At 60.5% G+C, this 17,018-nt stretch carries 20 protein-coding genes and 2 pseudogenes; 8 read left to right on the forward strand and 14 right to left on the reverse strand.

Going from position 1 to position 17,018, the window contains the following annotated elements; translation table 11 throughout:
* The first annotated feature begins 37 nt into the window (after positions 1–37).
* The gene (locus PMA3_RS22335; RefSeq protein ID WP_064679222.1) at positions 38–508 is read left to right on the forward strand and encodes an RNA methyltransferase; all 471 of its coding nucleotides are present in this window, start codon (positions 38–40) and stop codon (positions 506–508) included.
* A gap of 91 nt (positions 509–599) precedes the next feature.
* Positions 600–977, forward strand: a complete 378-nt coding sequence (locus PMA3_RS22340) for a YgaP family membrane protein (RefSeq protein ID WP_064679223.1) — start codon at positions 600–602, stop codon at positions 975–977.
* A gap of 128 nt (positions 978–1,105) precedes the next feature.
* Here the strand turns inward: PMA3_RS22340 and PMA3_RS22345 are convergent, their stop codons facing one another.
* Both PMA3_RS22345 and PMA3_RS22350 read right to left on the reverse strand, forming a co-directional pair.
* Positions 1,106–2,335: a hypothetical protein gene (locus PMA3_RS22345; protein ID WP_064679224.1), complete on the reverse strand. Its 1,230-nt coding sequence runs from the start codon at positions 2,333–2,335 to the stop codon at positions 1,106–1,108.
* A 20-nt stretch (positions 2,336–2,355) separates the two neighbouring features.
* Complete coding sequence (locus tag PMA3_RS22350) at positions 2,356–2,805, reverse strand: YcgN family cysteine cluster protein (protein WP_064679225.1); 450 nt, start codon at positions 2,803–2,805, stop codon at positions 2,356–2,358.
* A gap of 278 nt (positions 2,806–3,083) precedes the next feature.
* Here PMA3_RS22350 and PMA3_RS22355 point away from each other — a divergent pair, with 278 nt between their 5' ends.
* Positions 3,084–3,677, forward strand: a complete 594-nt coding sequence (locus tag PMA3_RS22355) for a nitroreductase family protein (protein ID WP_064679226.1) — start codon at positions 3,084–3,086, stop codon at positions 3,675–3,677.
* 120 nt (positions 3,678–3,797) lie between these two features.
* Here the strand turns inward: PMA3_RS22355 and PMA3_RS22360 are convergent, their stop codons facing one another.
* The 5 genes and pseudogenes from PMA3_RS22360 to PMA3_RS22375 all read right to left on the reverse strand — a co-directional run bounded on the left by PMA3_RS22360 (position 3,798) and on the right by PMA3_RS22375 (position 8,025).
* Positions 3,798–4,730 (reverse strand): D-2-hydroxyacid dehydrogenase, encoded by a 933-nt coding sequence (locus PMA3_RS22360; RefSeq protein ID WP_064679227.1) that lies wholly within the window; start codon positions 4,728–4,730, stop codon positions 3,798–3,800.
* 145 nt (positions 4,731–4,875) lie between these two features.
* Positions 4,876–5,169: a YcgL domain-containing protein gene (locus PMA3_RS22365; RefSeq protein WP_064679228.1), complete on the reverse strand. Its 294-nt coding sequence runs from the start codon at positions 5,167–5,169 to the stop codon at positions 4,876–4,878.
* The gene (gene rnd, locus PMA3_RS22370; protein ID WP_064679229.1) at positions 5,166–6,299 is read right to left on the reverse strand and encodes a ribonuclease D; all 1,134 of its coding nucleotides are present in this window, start codon (positions 6,297–6,299) and stop codon (positions 5,166–5,168) included. Before rnd ends, PMA3_RS22365 begins: the two co-directional genes overlap by 4 nt.
* A 169-nt stretch (positions 6,300–6,468) precedes the next feature.
* Positions 6,469–6,549: pseudogene (locus PMA3_RS33245) on the reverse strand (SAM-dependent methyltransferase); the annotation flags it as partial.
* A 93-nt stretch (positions 6,550–6,642) separates the two neighbouring features.
* Positions 6,643–8,025 (reverse strand): glutamine synthetase family protein, encoded by a 1,383-nt coding sequence (locus PMA3_RS22375; RefSeq protein ID WP_064679230.1) that lies wholly within the window; start codon positions 8,023–8,025, stop codon positions 6,643–6,645.
* A gap of 604 nt (positions 8,026–8,629) precedes the next feature.
* On the opposite strand from PMA3_RS22375, the gene PMA3_RS22380 reads away from it, so the two are divergent.
* The gene (locus PMA3_RS22380) at positions 8,630–9,814 is read left to right on the forward strand and encodes a cyanate transporter (RefSeq protein ID WP_064679231.1); all 1,185 of its coding nucleotides are present in this window, start codon (positions 8,630–8,632) and stop codon (positions 9,812–9,814) included.
* Positions 9,815–10,037: 223 nt separating this feature from the next.
* A complete protein-coding gene (locus PMA3_RS22385; RefSeq protein ID WP_064679232.1) occupies positions 10,038–10,964 on the forward strand; it encodes a LysR family transcriptional regulator in 927 nt (308 codons plus the stop codon).
* A 3-nt stretch (positions 10,965–10,967) separates the two neighbouring features.
* On the opposite strand, the pseudogene PMA3_RS33250 reads toward PMA3_RS22385, so the two are convergent.
* The 7 genes and pseudogenes from PMA3_RS33250 to PMA3_RS22415 all read right to left on the reverse strand — a co-directional run.
* Positions 10,968–11,057, reverse strand: a pseudogene (locus PMA3_RS33250) (5-carboxymethyl-2-hydroxymuconate Delta-isomerase); the annotation flags it as partial.
* 24 nt (positions 11,058–11,081) lie between these two features.
* The gene (locus PMA3_RS22390; protein ID WP_064679233.1) at positions 11,082–11,852 is read right to left on the reverse strand and encodes a class I SAM-dependent methyltransferase; all 771 of its coding nucleotides are present in this window, start codon (positions 11,850–11,852) and stop codon (positions 11,082–11,084) included.
* Positions 11,853–11,916: 64 nt separating this feature from the next.
* Entirely contained in the window at positions 11,917–12,282 is a 366-nt protein-coding gene (locus tag PMA3_RS22395) for a 5-carboxymethyl-2-hydroxymuconate Delta-isomerase (RefSeq protein WP_064679234.1), read from the reverse strand.
* A gap of 56 nt (positions 12,283–12,338) precedes the next feature.
* A complete protein-coding gene (locus tag PMA3_RS22400) occupies positions 12,339–13,265 on the reverse strand; it encodes a LysR substrate-binding domain-containing protein (RefSeq protein ID WP_064679235.1) in 927 nt (308 codons plus the stop codon).
* Positions 13,266–13,388: 123 nt separating this feature from the next.
* On the reverse strand, positions 13,389–13,733 hold the full coding sequence (locus PMA3_RS22405) for a hypothetical protein (RefSeq protein WP_064679236.1): 345 nt from the start codon (positions 13,731–13,733) through the stop codon (positions 13,389–13,391).
* Between the two features lie 131 nt (positions 13,734–13,864).
* Positions 13,865–14,125, reverse strand: a complete 261-nt coding sequence (locus tag PMA3_RS33690) for a GNAT family N-acetyltransferase (protein ID WP_420848703.1) — start codon at positions 14,123–14,125, stop codon at positions 13,865–13,867.
* Positions 14,126–14,194: 69 nt separating this feature from the next.
* Positions 14,195–15,112: a MerR family transcriptional regulator gene (locus PMA3_RS22415; RefSeq protein WP_064679238.1), complete on the reverse strand. Its 918-nt coding sequence runs from the start codon at positions 15,110–15,112 to the stop codon at positions 14,195–14,197.
* Between the two features lie 162 nt (positions 15,113–15,274).
* Between PMA3_RS22415 and PMA3_RS22420 the strand changes: the two genes are divergently transcribed.
* The 3 genes from PMA3_RS22420 to PMA3_RS22430 all read left to right on the forward strand — a co-directional run bounded on the left by PMA3_RS22420 (position 15,275) and on the right by PMA3_RS22430 (position 17,014).
* The gene (locus tag PMA3_RS22420; protein ID WP_064679239.1) at positions 15,275–15,721 is read left to right on the forward strand and encodes a PAS domain-containing protein; all 447 of its coding nucleotides are present in this window, start codon (positions 15,275–15,277) and stop codon (positions 15,719–15,721) included.
* A 124-nt stretch (positions 15,722–15,845) separates the two neighbouring features.
* Complete coding sequence (locus tag PMA3_RS22425) at positions 15,846–16,268, forward strand: nuclear transport factor 2 family protein (RefSeq protein ID WP_064679240.1); 423 nt, start codon at positions 15,846–15,848, stop codon at positions 16,266–16,268.
* The gene (locus PMA3_RS22430; RefSeq protein WP_064679241.1) at positions 16,265–17,014 is read left to right on the forward strand and encodes an SDR family NAD(P)-dependent oxidoreductase; all 750 of its coding nucleotides are present in this window, start codon (positions 16,265–16,267) and stop codon (positions 17,012–17,014) included. Before PMA3_RS22425 ends, PMA3_RS22430 begins: the two co-directional genes overlap by 4 nt.
* Positions 17,015–17,018: the final 4 nt, after the last annotated feature.

Here is a 17,018-nt window from a genome sequence, read left to right on the forward strand (position 1 = left end):
CGTATAATCGCGCTTTTTCCCCGAAGGCACCCCGCTCGTGGCAGACAAACGGTACAGCTGCATTGGTTTGTATAACCCCAAATCACCGGAAAACGTCGGTTCGGTGATGCGCGCCGCCGGCTGTTATGGCGCCGCGTCCGTGTTCTACACCGGCAAGCGTTATGAACGGGCCGCGGACTTCGTCACCGACACCAAGCGCGTGCACTACGACATTCCGCTGATCGGCATCGACGACCTGAAGAAAATCCTGCCCCTGGGCTGCGTCCCGGTCGCGGTGGAACTGGTCGAAGGCGCCCGTTCGCTGCCGGAATACACCCACCCGGATCGTGCGCTGTACATTTTCGGCCCGGAAGACGGCTCGCTGGATCAAGATATTCGCGACTGGTGCGAAGACGTGGTCTACATCCCGACCACCGGTTGCATGAACCTGGCAGCCACCGTCAACGTCGTGCTGTACGACCGGATGGCCAAGGGCCTCAACACCCGCTCGGGGCCTAAATTTCGTTGAATCACTGCACATCCGATGGAACAAGCCGCCCGCCTCGGCAGTCAGCTTAATTATCTATTCTTGAAGCAGCCAATCAGCCAGGAGACAGATCATGAGCGAACTGACACGCGTAGAGCGCATCGAATCCACCCCGTTCCAGACTCATTCCGACCATAACGTACAGGGCTGGGAGCGCATCGGCTCCGTGGCCGGTGGCGTGGTGATGGTCACCAAGGGCCTGCGTCGCGGCGGTGTGTTCGGGTTGATTCAAGTGGCGATCGGCGGCGTGGCGCTGGCGCGCGGGATTACCGGGCACAGTTCGGTCAAGAGCCTGCTGGAGAAAAGCCGCCAGGATATGAATAACGTGCGGGCGAAAATCGAGCGGGCCGGGGAAGAGTTGGGGCGGTTGAAGGCGAATGCCGAGGCGGCGACCAAGACGGCTACGGTGACGGGTAATGAATCTTTGACGTCGCCTAAGACCGGGGTTTGATCCCGGATTTGCGCTGAGGCACAGGGCCTCTTCGCGAGCAAGCCCGCTCCCACAGTATGCGCGGTGATCACATATTATGTGTGCACCGCCGAACCCTGTGGGAGCGGGCTTGCTCGCGAATGGCGGTATTACTGAAGCAACCCGATGTCGAGGACCTTGGAAGATTCGCCAATGACACTCTCGGCTAACTGAACGAACTCCTTGGTATCGACACTTTCCAAACGCATCGCCCCACGCATCACATCATCCAGCGAACGCTTGTTGCGGGTCTGCAGGCGAATCTCGCGATCCAGCTCTTGCAGCAACAACACCGCCTTGGAAACCTGTGCCGGGTTCACTTGCTCACCGCGCAATGTCGTCACCTTCTGGCTGGCCTTGACCAGTTTGCCGTGCAAACTCTCATAGCGCTCATCACTCATGCCACCCGCCCGGCGCATCAGTTCGATCGCGTAATACTCGGCAAAGCCTTCACTGATCCAGTCACTGCGCTGCCGGTCGTTGACCCGGCCGAACACCTGAGCCAATTCTCGCACCACCGCGCTGGTACCGCTTTCGCTGACCAGCGGCAGGCGTGTGTTCAGGTAAATCGACTCGCGCAACCCCAGGCTGCCGCGCCACATCGGGTCATTGGCACCGACGATCAGCAGCTTGGCGGGATGACGGGGGAACACCGCCTGCACTTGCGGCCAGACAAAGGTCAGCAACGTCAACACGTCCATGCGACGCATGCCCTGGCCGCGGGGCGAGGCGACCGTGACTTCGGTTTCCCCCAACCGCGTGCGACGGCTGCCAAGGTGGCCGGCGAGCATCCAGCCGGTGGGCCGGTCGAACAATCGGGAGACGTTATCGATGCGAAATTTATTCTTGCCGATCCGCGGCCAGGCGGTTTCGACGCTTTTCCAGCCGCCGGGCAATTCGAATTCCAGGCGTGAAACCAGTTCGATGCCGTCCTGCTGATCGAGTCGGGCGGCCGGCACCAGATCGTCGCCGCGCATCAACGCCCAGGTCGGGGTCATGCGGGTGTCGAAGCTGCCGCTCTTGCGGCCGTGGCTGACCCGCACGCGGTAGGTCAGGCTGGCCTTGTCGGTGGCGGGTTGCCAGACACCGCGCACCGGCTTGCCCGGCGTGAGTTGCCATTGGCCGTCAGCCTTGAAGTCGCTGTAGTGGCTACCATCGCCCAGGTCGAAATCCAGACTGCGCACCGCCGAGCCCTGGGCCAGGGTCAGGCGCACCTCGGCCTGATCGCTTTGCGGCAACAGGCGCACGTGATAATCCAGATCGACCTTCTTCGCCGCCCACACCGGCGAGCTCAGGGCCAGCAGCCCGATGGCCAACGCCCGGCGCAATCCCGTAGCCATACACGCTCCTTGGTGAAACCTTAACCCGCCCGGAAAATCAGATGGTCTTCCCAATCCTCTTCGGCCACGCTGCCTTCGGCGAGCATGCGCCCGGATTGTGAAATTCGTTCGTGGTGCACGGCGTCGCGATCGCCGCACACCAGGTGGTGCCAGAGCGGCAGGTCCTTGCCCTCGCTGACCAGTCGATAACCGCAGGTCGGTGGCAGCCATTTGAACTCGTCAGCCTTGCCTGGCGTGAGCTGGATGCAGTCCGGTACGAAGTCGCGGCGGTTGGGATAATCGGTGCACTGGCAGGTTTTCAGGTCCAGCAGTTTGCAGGCAATGCGCGTGTAATAAACCGAATTATCGTCTTCATCCTCAAGCTTTTGCAGGCAGCACAGGCCACAGCCATCGCACAGCGATTCCCATTCCTCTGGATCGAGTTGATCGAGGGTTTTGCGCATCCAGAACGGTTCGACTTTAGCGGCCATGGTTCAACATCGACATCAGGTGGTGAAAAGGCCGCCAGTCTAGTGCCAAGGCCCTTGCGGGCCAAGCATTGGCGACTGCCGGTCGACAGGGCTTGTCAGTTTTTGCGCCGCCCAGTAGCTTTGCCAGTCGCAAGGAGCCAGACCCGCGTGCCATTAACGCTCGACCGCGTTGCATTCAGGCGAACTGCCCAGGCTCTCGACAAACCTTAACGCTCAGCTCAACTGCGCCCGCAGGTTTCAGACGACCCTCATTTCCAACCGTAGCAAGGAACCTCTTGATGAGCGCTAATCCACGCGTTGCCGACCATGCCATCCATCCTCAGTTCACCGATCGCTGGTCGCCCCGCGCCTTCACCGGCGAAACCATTCCTGTCGAAACCCTGTTGAGCTTCTTCGAAGCGGCACGCTGGGCACCCTCGGCCTACAACTCGCAACCCTGGCGCTTTCTCTACGCGCGCCGCGACACGCCCAACTGGGAGCGTTACCTGGGCCTGCTGAACGAATTCAACCGCAGCTGGGCGCAACACGCCTCGGCGCTGGTGATCGTCATTTCGAAAACCACTTTTGTGGCGCCTGGCGCCAGCGAAGAAACCCCGGCCTTGTGGCACACTTTCGACACCGGTTCGGCCTGGGGCCATCTGGCGCTGCAAGCGAGCATCAGCGGCTGGCACACCCACGGCATGGCGGGTTTCGATCAGGAACTGGCCCGCAAAGAGCTGAACATTCCCGAAGGCTACGCGCTGCATGCAGCGGTGGCGATCGGCAAATTGGGCGACAAGGCAAGTCTGGCGGAGTACCTGCAAGCGCGTGAAGCGCCAAGCCCGCGTCGTCCGTTGAGCGAATTGGCGGCCGAAGGCGATTTCACCCTCTAAGCCACAAGGTAGAACCCCCTGTAGGAGCGAGCTTGCTCGCGAGGGTGTGTCAGTAAACGTCACCGTGTCTGACACACCCTCGCGAGCTTGCTCGCTCCTACAGGGGTTTTACACGCGGTCTCAATACCCGCGACTGAAATCCACTTCCCCGCGCAACGCCTCACCCGCCTGATACGCCCGCACATTCTCGACAAACAACTTCACCATCATCGGTGGCGAAGTCGGTGCCGAACTGTGCCCTGTCAGCAGCAAGCCCCAGGCGGTCCAGAACGGATGACGTTGCGGCAGCGGTTCCTGACGGCAGACGTCGATCACGGCGCCTGCCAGATGCCCTTCCTTCAAGGCCGCCACCAGATCCGCATCGACCACCGCCACGCCGCGTCCGGCATTGATGAACAAGCCGGTCGGCTTGAACAGCTTGAACAGCGCGGCGTCGTACAGATCATGGGTATTGGGCGTGTTCGGCAACAGATTGATCACGTAATCGACTTCACCGACCAGACGCGGCAAATCAGCTTGCGCCCCTACTTCGATAAACGGCGCCTGCTCACGGGCTTCGCTGGCGATGCCATACAGCTGCACGCCAAACGGCAGCAGGAACTGCGCCACGGTCTGGCCGATGTCACCGGTGCCGACGATCAACACCTTGCGCCCTGCCAGGCTCTGCCCCTGGCGGCTGTCCCACTTGCGCTCGACCTGGCTGACCAGTCGGGGCAGCACTTCGCGCTCGTGGCCGAGCATGTAGGTGAGCACGTATTCGGCCATGACCTGGCCGAAAATCCCCACCGCCCGGGTCAGGCGATAATGCCGTGGCAAGCCGTCGGCCAACAGCGGCGTGATACCGGCCCAGGTCGATTGCAGCCACTGCGGTTGGTGGCCCTGGCGCAACAGGGTCGCCAGCAAATCCGGCTGGCCCAGCCAGATCGGACAATCGGCGGCCTGGCTGGCCAGTTCGGCGGAATCGCCGCTGGTCAGCACTTCCAGGTCGGGCGCTGCCTGACGTAGCAGTTGGGCGTATACGGGGTGGTCGTGTTCAGCAATCAGAACGCGCATGGTTCAAACCTTTCGAAAACAGTGCAGACGACCGCCGATGAAGTAACGCTCCATCGCCCTGGCCCGCCAAATTCAATTCCAGTGATTCAAGAGCAGACTCTTCACAGGAGCTCTTCACAGACGCTTTGAACAGAAGCCCTGCCGATCACATCGGATCATTGCGTCGCAGCAATTCTTCCGGCAAATGTTCGATGTATTCGTCCTCGGCCGGCGGCATTTGCAGGTGATAGCCCTGCTTGTCGAGGTTTTCCAGAACCAGGGTGATGTCTTCGCGCGACAGTTTGCGCTCGGGGGTCAGCACCAGGTCGAAGGCGTGATGGGGTTTGCCGAAAGCAGCCATCAGGCTTTCCGGGACGCGTTCCAGTGCATCGCTTTTGAGCACGTAGAGATACATCTCGTTTTTCTTCAGGCTTCGGTAGATGGAGCAAATACGTTTCAAGGCTGTTCTCCGGCGGTGGCCAGGCTGTCGAGCAGCGCCTGGCCCATCAATTCGCGGCGCCAGCCACGCAGCGAATCAGGCAATTGATAGGGACCATTGGGGAAACCGCTCTTGAGCAGCGCTTCCAGGGTTTTCTTGCGCAGCATCAGTTCCGGCGCAATGTTCAGACGCTCGGCTTCGGCCTGGCCGATCGACCGCAGTTGCTTGACCAGCGCGGCGGCCTCCACCGGCAACGGCTCCGGCACGGCAGCCGGCCATTGATCCGGCGACACACTGCCAGAGCGCTTGATCAGATCAAGCAGAAACTCGCCGTCCTGACGCACGGTACGCGGGTGCATGTCTTCGATTTTCGCCAGCGCGCCCAGGTTGTCCGGCTGAGTTCGCGCCAGCGGCCACAGGGAGTGCTCACGGACAATGCGATTGCGCGGCAGATCGCGGGCGCGGGCCTCGCGCTCGCGCCAGGCGCAGAGTTCACGCAATACGGCGAGTTGGGCGCGGGACAGTTTCCAGGCCAGCTTGGCATCGCGATAGACCTCGTACGGGTCGATTTCGCGGCGCAGGTTGGCCACCAGCTCGGCGCCGTCTTCCAGAACCCAGGCGTACTTGTCGTCAGACAGCTTCGGACGCAACTGTACGAAAACTTCCGCCAGGTGCAGGGCATCTTCGGCGGCGTAGCTGATCTGAGTCTCGGAAAGCGGGCGTTGCAGCCAGTCGGAACGGGTCTCGCCCTTGGGCAGGTCGATACCGAGCACTTCCTGCACCAGCCGCGAATACCCCATGGAGAAACCCAGGTTCAGGTAAGCGGCGGCCAGTTGGGTGTCGAACAGCGACGCCGGCAGGCTACCGGTCAGGCGCAACAGGACTTCGAGGTCTTCGCTGCAGGCATGCAGGACTTTGACCACGGCCGGGTTTTCCAGCAACGCGGCCAGCGGCTGCCAGTCGTCGATGGTCAGCGGGTCAATCAGGTAAGCGCGTACGCCATCGCCGATCTGCAGCAGGCCTGCAATCGGATAAAAGGTGTCGACCCGCATGAATTCGGTGTCGAGGGCAACGAACGGCAGCTGCTGCCACTCGGTGCAAAACCGACCGAGGCTATCGTTGTCGCGAATCCAGTGAATATCGATGGCCACACGGCTCTCCCTTGAAGAATGGCGCGCAGTATATATCGCCACAGGCGATTTCCACGCATCCACTGAACAAGAGCTTTAGCGAAAATACCTACCTGTTAGCAAGAATTGTCTGACAAAGGGAGGTTATCTGGTCTTAGGCAGCACATGGACCCGCATCAAATCGATGGTGATCGAGAACCAGGCCCGGCTCGCCCGCCACCTTGAGCGCGTTGCGCACCCACTGCTCGTCGCGCCAGAACGTCCAGCGCCGCCCCAGGTCATGCGGGCGGCACCCGGCTCATGGCAGACAGATCCAAGGGTTCGACCTTGCTGTGGACCGGGCATCGAATGAAGCAGGTTGTCCTCAGGCCTGGTTCAGGTACCAGCGCCAATCCTGCTCACCAACCTCGCCCATGAACTGTCGATACTCGGCACGTTTCACCGCCAGGTACACGCCGAGAAACTCGCCGCCGAATGCGTCCCGCGCCCAGCTCGAACCTTCCAACGCCCGTAACGTCGTCAGCCAGTCCGTCGGCAACAGTTCCGTGGCCTGGGCGTAGCCATTGCCCTCCACCGGTGCGCCCGGGTCGAGTTGCTCGCGAATGCCGCGATGGATACCGGCCAGGATCGCCGCCGCCGCCAGATACGGGTTGGCGTCGGCGCCACAGATACGATGCTCGATATGGCGCGAGAACGCCGGCCCGCCGGGTACACGCAAACTCACGGTGCGATTGTCCACGCCCCAGGTCACCGCCAGCGGCGCGTAGCTGTTGCTCTGGAAACGGCGGTAAGAGTTGGCGTTGGGACAGAACAGCAACAACGAATCGAGCAAGGTGCCGAGCATCCCCGCCACTGCCTGTTTCAGCAGCGGCGTGCCATCCGGGGCTTCGCTGGCGAACAGGTTATTGCCGTCCTTGTCCGCCAGGCTGACGTGCATGTGCATCCCGGTGCCTGCCAGGTCATCGAAAGGTTTGGCCATGAAACACGCCACCATCCCGTGCTTGTGCGCCACGCCCTTGACCAGCCTTTTGTAACGCACCGCTTCGTCCATCGCCTGCAAGGCGTCAGTACGGTGTTCGAGGGTGATCTCCACCTGCCCCGGCGCGTATTCGGAAATCGCCGTGCGCGCCGGAATGCCCTGGAGTTTGCAGGCACTGTAGAGGTCGGCCAGGAACGGTTCGATCTGCTCCAGCTCACGCAAGCCGTAGACCTGAGTCGCACGTGGCCGCCCGCCATCGACATCCCGCGCCGGCTGTGGCCGGCCGTTGCTGTCGCGCTGCTGATCCAGCAAGTAGAACTCCAGCTCCGCGGCCATGACCGGGTAATAACCGTCGGCCTGCAAACCTTCGATCACTTTCGCCAGCAGATGTCGTGGATCGGCGACGGTCGCGGGCATGCCCTCTTTCGGGTGCATGCTGACCTGCACCGCCGCCGTCGGGATCAACCGCCATGGCATGCGCGTCAGACTGCCGCTGATCGGGTAGGCCCGGCAATCGATATCACCCACGTCCCAGACCAGCCCGGAATTTTCCACGTCATCGCCGTTGATGGTCAGGCCGAGGATAGTGCTTGGCAAAGGTCGCCCGCTTTCATACACAGCCAGCAACTCATCGCGGTGCAGCAACTTGCCCCGGGGTACGCCGTTGTTGTCGAGGATGAACAACTCGAACATCTCGATATCCGGGTTCTGTTCGAGAAAGGTCAGGGCTTCTTGCGTGGAGGCAAAGGAGGTCGTGGCACAACGCATGGGAATTCTCTTTTTCCGTGTCAGGAGGCGCGCAAAAGCACCCACACTTTAATCTCGCGCATCGCTTGAGATCTGTAAGGACAATCAGCAGGAAATGTAAGAATCCGGTGGGCGCGCGTGACGACAATGCCACAGCGCCCAGAAGGCGAGTTCGGAAGGGAGTGCGACTGGACAAACGTCCATAGAGAAGACCGCGTTAAACAGATGAGCAGCAGCGTCCCATGGGTGGTTGAGTCGTTAAATCGGGATTTGAAGAACTTTGGATGTGGGTTGGCTAAACATTCACAGATCATTGTAGGAGCGAGCTTGCTCCGGGCGGCGTTCCGACGATGGTCTTTAACGATAACGCGTGCTTACTAGCTAAACGCGGCGCCCTGTAGGAGCAAGCTTGCTCGCGATGGTCCTGAACGATAATGCGTATTCACTGGTTAAACGCGGCGCTCTTGAGTCCATCGTCGGAACGCCGCCCGGAGCAAGCTCGCTCCTACAGGGTGCTGTTTTCCCACAGTGGTATTTAGTTTTTAAATACCGTCCCGGACTTTCTGATTTGCAGCCCCCAGTCCTCCCGCGCCTAATTGATCCCTTGTCATCCAGGGCCCGATTGATGGAAAACGTCCGCGCAACATCCCGCCCTGCCTTCTGGCTGATGGCCGGCATCCTTCTCGTCGCCCTGAACCTGCGCCCCTCCATGGCCGCCGTGGGTCCATTGTTGTCCGCCATTCGCGGCGACATTGCACTGAGTTTCAGCCTGGCCTCGCTGCTGACCATGCTGCCCGTGATGGCGATGGGGCTGGCGATGTTCTTCGGTCTCGGGGTCAGCCAACGACTCGGGGAACAGCGCACCGTGACGCTCTCGTTGCTGATTATCGGCGTGGCCACCGTGTCGCGCCTGTTCCTTGATACGGCAGTCGAACTGATCCTCAGCGCCGTGCTGGCCGGTATCGGTATCGCGCTGATCCAGGCCGTGATGCCAACGCTGATCAAGTCTCGCTTCAGCGATCACGTATCCGTGTGCATGGGCCTCTACGTCACCTCGATCATGGGCGGTGCCGCCATCGCCGCTTCGTTTGCGCCGCTGGTGATGACCCGGACCGGGAGCTGGCGCGTGGGCCTGGCGATCTGGGCGTCGCTCGCGCTGATGGCGCTGCTGTTCTGGTACGGCCGACGCTTGGGGATGTCGACGCCAGTTTCGGCGTCATCACCTAACGAATCCTTCTTCGGCAATTCCCGCGCCTGGTTGCTGGCGATCTTCTTCGGTCTCGGAACAGCGTCCTACACCTGTGTGCTGGCCTGGCTGGCGCCGTACTACGTGGAAAAGGGCTGGAGCGAACAGAATGCCGGGTTGCTCCTGGGTTTCCTGACCGCCATGGAAGTGTTGTCCGGCCTGTTGACGCCGGCCATCGCCAACCGCAGCCGCGACCGACGCAGCGTGTTGGTGGCGTTGCTGGCACTGATCATGGCCGGGTTCTGCGGGCTGATTCTCTGCCCGCAACACCTGAGCCTGTTGTGGCCATGTCTGTTGGGGCTGGGCATCGGCGGGTTGTTTCCAATGAGCCTGATCGTGTCGCTGGATCACCTGGACAACCCCCGGCGAGCCGGTGGCCTGACCGCCTTCGTGCAAGGCATCGGCTACCTGATCGCCGGTCTCTCGCCGCTGATGGCCGGGATCATCCGCGATCGACTCGGCAGCTTCGAATGGGCCTGGTGGTCACTGACCGGCGTCATGGCGCTGATGATCCTGATGGTCCTGCGCTTCGATCCACGGCATTACGCCAGACACATCAGCTAATCTGGAACAGGCGATCGGGGTCATGCATTGGCACGCCGCCACTGTCGATGGCCAGGCGCCGCGCAGTGCTTGCCGCCGTTCAAAAGCTCAAAGCTTATGGCAACCGCCTCACAATTATCAGCGAAACTTCCCACAAGGCATTTTCCTGGCACCATCGTTCCGCTAGGATCTTGCGCACACGTTTGCGCATGTTCAGCGCAAAGAACGCAATGAGACGCAATGGATGCTGAACAGCAATTTGCTTAGAAAGCTCGACATGCAGGACCTCATGGTATTTGTCGCCGTGTACGAGCAAAGCAGCGTTACCGGTGTAGCCGAGACACTCTGCGTCAGCCAGTCCACCGTGAGCTACTGCCTGAAAAAGCTGCGCACCAGTTTTGAAGACGAGCTGTTCATCAATACCCGCGCGGGCATGTGCCCCACCTGCAAAGCCAGCACCATGTACACCCACGTGCTGAAGATTCTCGAAAGCATCAACCTGTGTCACGCCGGCACCCAGACGTTCGACCCGACCTTGCAGCCGGTCACATTCAACATCTGTGCCCCGGAGTACTTCGAGCAACTGATCTTGCCGCGCCTGCTGAAACGCTTCGATTTCGCCAGCCTGCCGGTGATGTTCAACATGCACAAGTTCGAAACCGACATCCCGGCCGAGGCACTGCGCGATGGCAGCCTGGACCTGCTGATTTGCTTCGGCCCCAACTTTCATCGCAGCCACAGCGACCTCAAATCCCGGGTATTGCTGGAGGATGACCTGGTCTGCGTCTTCGACAAGCGCGCCACACCGTTGGAGCCGCGTCTAAGCCTGCAAGCCTTCGTCGCGCGCCGCCATGTGTTCCCGACACCCTGGACATCCAACACCAACATGGTCGATGGCTGGCTGGCGCAGCAGGCGCAAAAAAGGCAAATCGTCGCCCGCGCCAACAGCTACAGTGCGGCGCTGAAAATGATCACCGGCACCGACTTCATCGTGACCTTGCCCCGACGCATCCAGCCGTTGCTGGCCAACGAGGCGATCTTCAAGCATTGCGAAGCGCCCAACGGCCTGCCGGGCTTCACCCTGGACATGCAGTGGACTCAAAGTGCCGATCAGGACAGCGCCAATACCTGGTTACGCGAGCAAGTGGCCCAAGCCTGCATCGAGGCCTGAAACTCAGTGACCGATGGCGATCTTGGTGTAGGACTCGCGATCGATATCGAGAATTTCCACGGCCAGCTGGACTTCAATGCCAGTTGGCCATTGATACTGTCAGCGTAACGCCTTGCGTCAATCCAAGCGGCGACACAGATAGGCCTGGGTTTGATACGGAAACTCAATAGTTTCACGCCCGCGCAACGACGGGTGGGTTTGGATCAGACTCTGCAACTGCTCGGTAACTTTCGCCTTTTCGGAGGGAGGGAGAGCTGCGATGAAACTCACCGACAGAATCCGGTCAATGATGACTTCCTTGGCACTACCAGAATGGGTGTGGCCAAAACAGGTCAGTTCAGGGTCAGAAAAGTAATGCCCCTTGAATGGCAATCGCCAGGCGCCGGTATGAAAGCGTGGGGTATCGCCTTCGTAGGGAGTAATGATGTCAGTGATGGCCGCCACCCAGTCCACCGACTCATCGCGTACGTTCCAAATCAGCCCCAGTCGGCCGTTCGGTTTGAGCACTCGATGGATCTCGGCTAGGGCTGTTTCATTCGCAAACCAGTGGAAGGCTTGGGCGCATATCAATGCTTGCGCCGTTCCTGACTCTACCGGGATAGATTCAGCCGTGCCCTTCAGGACTTTTATGTTCGGCAGATCCTTTGCAAACTCGGCTCGCATGGCATCGACGGGCTCGACCGCGACAACATCGCTCTCCATGGAGCTCAACAGTCGAGTGAATTTGCCAGTGCCGGCCCCCAAATCAATAACCGTTGCTCCCGTATGGATGTCCAGTGCATCTCTAAGCCAAGCTTGTAGTTCGATGGGATAGCTTGGGCGGCCCTTGGCATAGGTGCTGGCTTGCGATGAGTAGCCGAGTTGGGCAACTTTTTGAATACCTGCCATGAGTAGCGACCCGCGTAGTTAATTGAAGAGGAGCTGATCACCCTGACCAGCGAGGCGAAACAGGTCAGTGGTTAATAGCCGTCTTCACATAAGACTCGCGATCGATATCGAGAATTTCCACGGCCAGCTGGACCTCAACGCCCGTTGGCCACTGACACAGGTCCTGCAACACCGCCAGCAGGCTGTCCGACAACTGCTTCTTGATCTGCCCTGAGCGACCGCTCAACAACGCCAGCTTCACATGCACGAACGCCCGCTCAGCCATTGCAGTACCGACCTTGAACGTCTCGACCTTCACCGCCCGGCTCTTGATGTCGAATTCGGCAGCGAACTGACCGGAAGCCACCAGCGCATTGTTGAGCCGGATCAGGGCCACGTCGGCATTCAGCTCGGGCAGGTTGGCGGTGTATTCCATGTGCAGATGAGGCATTACGTTGCTCCTGAAAGTGGGTGAAAGGTTTTACATATAGCACAGCGGCGCCCTGCTCACTCGGGCAGCGGCAGCAACGCGCGCTCACTCATGAACGCCTCCAGTCGCGACCGCAACCAGCGCTCGGCCGGGTCGGTGTCGACATGGCTGAGCCAGACCATCGACAGGTCCAGGGTCGGCGTCTGGAACGGAAACGGTTCCCTGAATAACACCCCGGACGCTGCCATCGCTTCGGCGGTGTAATCCGGCAGGCTGGCGATCAGGTCAGTCCCGGCGAGCAAGGCCGGCAACGAACTGTATTGCGGCACCGAGAGCACTACATGGCGCGTGCGGCCAATTTCCGCCAGCCACTCATCGGCGTAGCCACTGACATTGGCGGTATGGGACACCAGCACGTGGGGACGCTGGCAATATTCATCGAGGGTCAGCGGCGTGTCGCAAGCATCGGCGCGCAACACATTGGGCTGGATATGCCGCAGCAACTTGCGCTTGGCATTGGCCGGCAGCCCGCGGGTCTGGCTGATACCCACGGTGATATCGCCGGACGCCAGCAAATCCGGAATCCGCCAGTAATCGACATGCTGCACCACGAACACCACTTTCGGCGCTTCCTGGCGCAAGGCCCGCAGCAACGGCGGCAGCAGGCCAAACTCGACATCGTCCGACAGCCCGATACGGAAGGTCATGGCGCTGCTGACAGGATCGAAATCATGGGTCAGGCTCAAGGCCACCGACAACGAATCCAGCGCCGGCGACAGGTGCCGAATGATCTCCTCGGCCCGCGCCGTCGGCTCCATGCGATGGCCGACGCGAATGAACAGCGGATCGTTGAACATCGTACGCAAGCGGTTGAGCGCCGAGCTGATGGTCGGCTGACCGAGGAACAGCTTCTCCGCTACCCGCGTGACATTGCGTTCGAGCATCAAGGTCTCGAACACCACCATCAGGTTGATATCGGCCTTGCGTAGTTCATTGCGATTCATCCACTGATCCCGATCCCTGTGTCTGCCGACAGTTTAGGTAGGTGTCGCAATCGGCGTCTATGCGGCGATGAGAATAGGCTGATGCGGTTGGCGCTTGAATTTCCGAAAAATGGCTGATGTCGGTTACTGATTTTTCCGCTGAGCTGGATCGTCGGCAGGCAGGGTCGGAGGAGATCCGGGCATCGGCGGCGCATCTTCCTCAGGTGTTGTTTGAGACTTAACCTCTGCTCTGGGGGTGACCGGATCAGGGAAAGGCAGGAAAAGTCGTGCAATCCATCCGATCACAGAGAGCAGTACGAAGGTAACGAAGCCGAAGATCAGCCCGACAACCAGAATGCTCAAAGGGTGAATTTGATCGGCGTCAGGGCTTTCCAGCATGTAGCGAGAAGCCAGGACAGCGACGTACAGGCAGACCGCCACGGCTGCCAGCAGCTTTACGACCAACCAAAGCCGTTGCCATCTGTTCATGCACTACCCCGTCAGCAGGTGATTTGCTCTGTATTGCATGATAGCTAATGAGCTGGATGCGCCTTCTCTTGATCTGAAAAACAACAAAACCCCATAACTTGTCCAGCTACGAGGCTTTTCTATGTATTACGTTATTCAGTCGTATCGACAATCGCCCGCAGGATCGGCTCGATACTGACGAGCATGGGAACTCCTCCCCTGGTATCGGGCCCGCTCAGGGATCGAAAACCCAAAGACTCGTAATACGAAACTGCATTCGGCGCCGCGTCCAGATACAAACCTCTGATAGGCACCTCGTTGTGAACCTTGGCCGCCTGGATGAATGTATGTCTCAGGATTTCCTGTCCAATTCCAAGCCCTTGATATCGACGGTCCACACCGAACATCACCATCCGCACCACGGGGGCCGAGGTGTGCAATGCAGCTTCAGATAAGCCTCCTTAGCTCTGGAACGACCGGATTCAAATTTGCAGTGTCCCCCTTACCAAGGCTTCCAGCCTGGGCAAAATGCTCGCTTCGTCATTGCCCAAAATGGCAATCGAAGAACCACGCAACCCTGCCGATGAAGCGGCGGCTGCGTCGCCGGCCAACGCCACTGGGCACGTAACGCCCATTTGAAGGGCACGCAGGCGCTGGTGCGCATCGGCCTGCAGTGGCACCTGGACCCATAACACCAGCGCGGCGGGCTGAATGGCCTTACACAGCAACGGCAGTTCTTCCAGGGGTTGCCCCGTGCCCAGCACCTCGATGCGCAGCTGGTCATTGCTCATCGACAAACCGGCACACAACAGCTCCAGTTCGCGCGCATGGCCCGAGCCGTCTGCCAGCAGCACGCAAGCACCGTTGCTCTGATTCATCTGCAGTCGCAATAACATCCGCGCACGCAAGAAGGTGTCCAGGAACAGCCACTGACTGCGGCGGCCGAAAGCATTGCCGGATACCAGGCTGCGCCAGACCGGCAGCAGAATGGCCTCCAGCACCGTAGCCTTCGGGTAGATGGTGAACAGTTGCCCGTGAAGGCGCTCCAACTCGGCGCCATCAAAAGCCTGGGTGGCGCGATGAACGGCCTCTTGCCATTGGACCAGGGGGGCTTCGGCCGAGCCTGATGCAGCGATACCGGGTGTGTTCTGCTGCTGGACGAGCAATGCGCCGATCTTGCTGATAGGCAGGCCCCGGCTGGTCCAGAGCATGATGCTGCGGATATGTTCGATGTCCTGTTGCGAATACAGGCGATGCCCGCCCACCGTGCGTACGGGTCGGATCAGCCCGTGGCGGCGCTCCCAGGCCCGCAGGGTGATCGGGTTGACGCCGGTCAGGCTGGCGACTTCCCGCATGGGGAGCAAAACGTCGTCGGAGGCGGATTCGATGGGCTCGGTCATTAAAAGTTGTTGCCTCCTGAGTGTGTCGGCATTCTAAACCAGGCATGACACGTTTTAACCAGCCTCCATCGATGTCCGGTCCCTGCGCCCTGCCATCTAGGCATGGCTGTCGCTGACGACTACGCTGTGGGGCAAACCTGCGAACCACAGCGAGCCCAGCCCATGATTGACGCCAAACTCCTGCAACTGATGGTCGAAGCCTCCAATGACGGCATCGTCGTGGCCGAGCAGGAAGGCGATGACAGCATCCTCATCTATGCCAACCCTGCCTTCGAGCGCCTGACCGGCTACAGTGCCGACGACATTCTCTACCAGGATTGCCGTTTCCTGCAGGCAGACGATCATGCCCAGGCCGGCCTGCAGGCCATCCGCGACGCCATCCGCCTCGGTCAGCCTTGCCGTCAGGTACTGCGCAACTATCGCAAGGATGGCAGTCCGTTCTGGAACGAGCTGTCGATCACGCCCGTGCACAATGAGGCCGACCAGTTGACCTACTACATCGGCATACAGCACGACGTCAGCGACAAGATTGCCGCCCTGGAAAGGATCCAGTCACTTGAGAGCGAAGTGGCTGAGCTGCGCCGCCAACTGGCCAAGACCGGTGGCTGATACCCGTTACGTTACGACCGGCACAAAAAGTGTACAAGAATATTGACTTGTACAATTTTCGACGTAGTCTTCAGGTAAACCTGTACAGTTTTCTCGACTTGTACAATTTTGCCTGGAGCCTGCCATGTCCGCGTATCTGCGCCATTTCGCTGACACGTTCGCAACGCTGAACGCTGATAGCCTGCACCGACTGGGCGAGCTCTACAGCAACGACGTGCAGTTTCGTGATCCCTTGCATCAGCTGGACGGCCTGCCGGCACTGCGCCGTTACTTTGAAAAGCTGTACACCCACGTCGAGGATATCCGCTACGACCTCCTTGACGTGGATGAAACCGCGCCTGGCCACGGTTACCTGCGCTGGAACCTGCATTTCCGTCATCCACGCCTGTCCCGCGGCCAGCCGATCAGTCTGCAAGGCTGCAGCCACCTGCGCTGGGCGCAACAGGTCTACCTGCACCACGACTACTTCGATGCCGGCGCCCTGCTCTACGAGCACGTCCCGGTTCTTGGCGGGGTGATCGGCTGGCTCAAGGGCAGGCTCGCATGAGCCGCTGCTGGCTGACAGGCGCCAGCAGCGGCCTCGGTGCGGCCCTGGCTGAACGGCTGCTGGAGCAAGGCCATGAAGTAGCCCTGGGTGGCCGGCGCCCGGAGGCACTGATGCCGCTGGTGCTGCGCTACCCCGGGGCCCTGCTCGCGATTGGTGATGTGACTGACCCACACCATGTTTCGGCCATCTGCGAGAACATCGAGCATGCGTGGGGCGCGCTGGACCTGGTGATCCTCAACGCCGGCACCTGCGAATATCTTGTGCCGGGCCTGTTCGAAGCCGAGACAGTCGAGCGTGTGATGCGCACCAACCTGCTGGGGGTCAGTTACTGCCTGCAGGCGGCCCTTCCCCTGCTGCGCCGCGGGCAACGACCACACCTGGTAGTGATCGGCAGCTCGGTGACCTGGCTGGCGCTGCCGCGGGCTGGAGCCTATGGCGCTTCCAAGGCGGCCCTGCGTTATCTGGTCGAATCCCTGCGCCTGGATCTATACGCCGAAGGCATCGATGTAACGCTGGTCAGCCCGGGGTTCATCGACACACCCCTGACCCGGCGCAATGCCTTTGCCATGCCCCAACTCTGGAGCGCCGACCGCGCCGCGCGGCATGTCCTCGCGCGCCTGACGCGACGTCCGCTGGAGATCAACTTTCCACGCCTCTTCATTCTCGTCCTGCGCCTGCTTGGCGCCCTGCCAGCGCGTTGGCGCCTGGCACTGGGCCGTCGCCTGGCGCGAACCGAACAGGAATAGCGTC

The sequence above is a fragment of the Pseudomonas silesiensis genome, assembly GCF_001661075.1.
Classification (GTDB): domain Bacteria; phylum Pseudomonadota; class Gammaproteobacteria; order Pseudomonadales; family Pseudomonadaceae; genus Aquipseudomonas; species Aquipseudomonas silesiensis.

What these genes read in the sequence shown, in the direction of transcription:
- PMA3_RS22430 (WP_064679241.1), top strand. Translation starts at nt 16,265, where the DNA reads ATGAGCCGCTGCTGGCTGACAGGCGCCAGCAGCGGCCTCGGTGCGGCC.
- PMA3_RS22400 (WP_064679235.1), bottom strand. Translation starts at nt 13,265, where the DNA reads ATGAATCGCAATGAACTACGCAAGGCCGATATCAACCTGATGGTGGTG.
- PMA3_RS22340 (WP_064679223.1), top strand. Translation starts at nt 600, where the DNA reads ATGAGCGAACTGACACGCGTAGAGCGCATCGAATCCACCCCGTTCCAG.
- PMA3_RS22395 (WP_064679234.1), bottom strand. Translation starts at nt 12,282, where the DNA reads ATGCCTCATCTGCACATGGAATACACCGCCAACCTGCCCGAGCTGAAT.
- PMA3_RS22345 (WP_064679224.1), bottom strand. Translation starts at nt 2,335, where the DNA reads ATGGCTACGGGATTGCGCCGGGCGTTGGCCATCGGGCTGCTGGCCCTG.
- PMA3_RS22405 (WP_064679236.1), bottom strand. Translation starts at nt 13,733, where the DNA reads ATGAACAGATGGCAACGGCTTTGGTTGGTCGTAAAGCTGCTGGCAGCC.
- PMA3_RS22415 (WP_064679238.1), bottom strand. Translation starts at nt 15,112, where the DNA reads ATGACCGAGCCCATCGAATCCGCCTCCGACGACGTTTTGCTCCCCATG.
- PMA3_RS22350 (WP_064679225.1), bottom strand. Translation starts at nt 2,805, where the DNA reads ATGGCCGCTAAAGTCGAACCGTTCTGGATGCGCAAAACCCTCGATCAA.
- PMA3_RS22385 (WP_064679232.1), top strand. Translation starts at nt 10,038, where the DNA reads ATGCTGAACAGCAATTTGCTTAGAAAGCTCGACATGCAGGACCTCATG.
- PMA3_RS33690 (WP_420848703.1), bottom strand. Translation starts at nt 14,125, where the DNA reads ATGGTGATGTTCGGTGTGGACCGTCGATATCAAGGGCTTGGAATTGGA.
- PMA3_RS22425 (WP_064679240.1), top strand. Translation starts at nt 15,846, where the DNA reads ATGTCCGCGTATCTGCGCCATTTCGCTGACACGTTCGCAACGCTGAAC.
- PMA3_RS22360 (WP_064679227.1), bottom strand. Translation starts at nt 4,730, where the DNA reads ATGCGCGTTCTGATTGCTGAACACGACCACCCCGTATACGCCCAACTG.
- PMA3_RS22375 (WP_064679230.1), bottom strand. Translation starts at nt 8,025, where the DNA reads ATGCGTTGTGCCACGACCTCCTTTGCCTCCACGCAAGAAGCCCTGACC.
- PMA3_RS22390 (WP_064679233.1), bottom strand. Translation starts at nt 11,852, where the DNA reads ATGGCAGGTATTCAAAAAGTTGCCCAACTCGGCTACTCATCGCAAGCC.
- PMA3_RS22380 (WP_064679231.1), top strand. Translation starts at nt 8,630, where the DNA reads ATGGAAAACGTCCGCGCAACATCCCGCCCTGCCTTCTGGCTGATGGCC.
- PMA3_RS22420 (WP_064679239.1), top strand. Translation starts at nt 15,275, where the DNA reads ATGATTGACGCCAAACTCCTGCAACTGATGGTCGAAGCCTCCAATGAC.
- PMA3_RS22355 (WP_064679226.1), top strand. Translation starts at nt 3,084, where the DNA reads ATGAGCGCTAATCCACGCGTTGCCGACCATGCCATCCATCCTCAGTTC.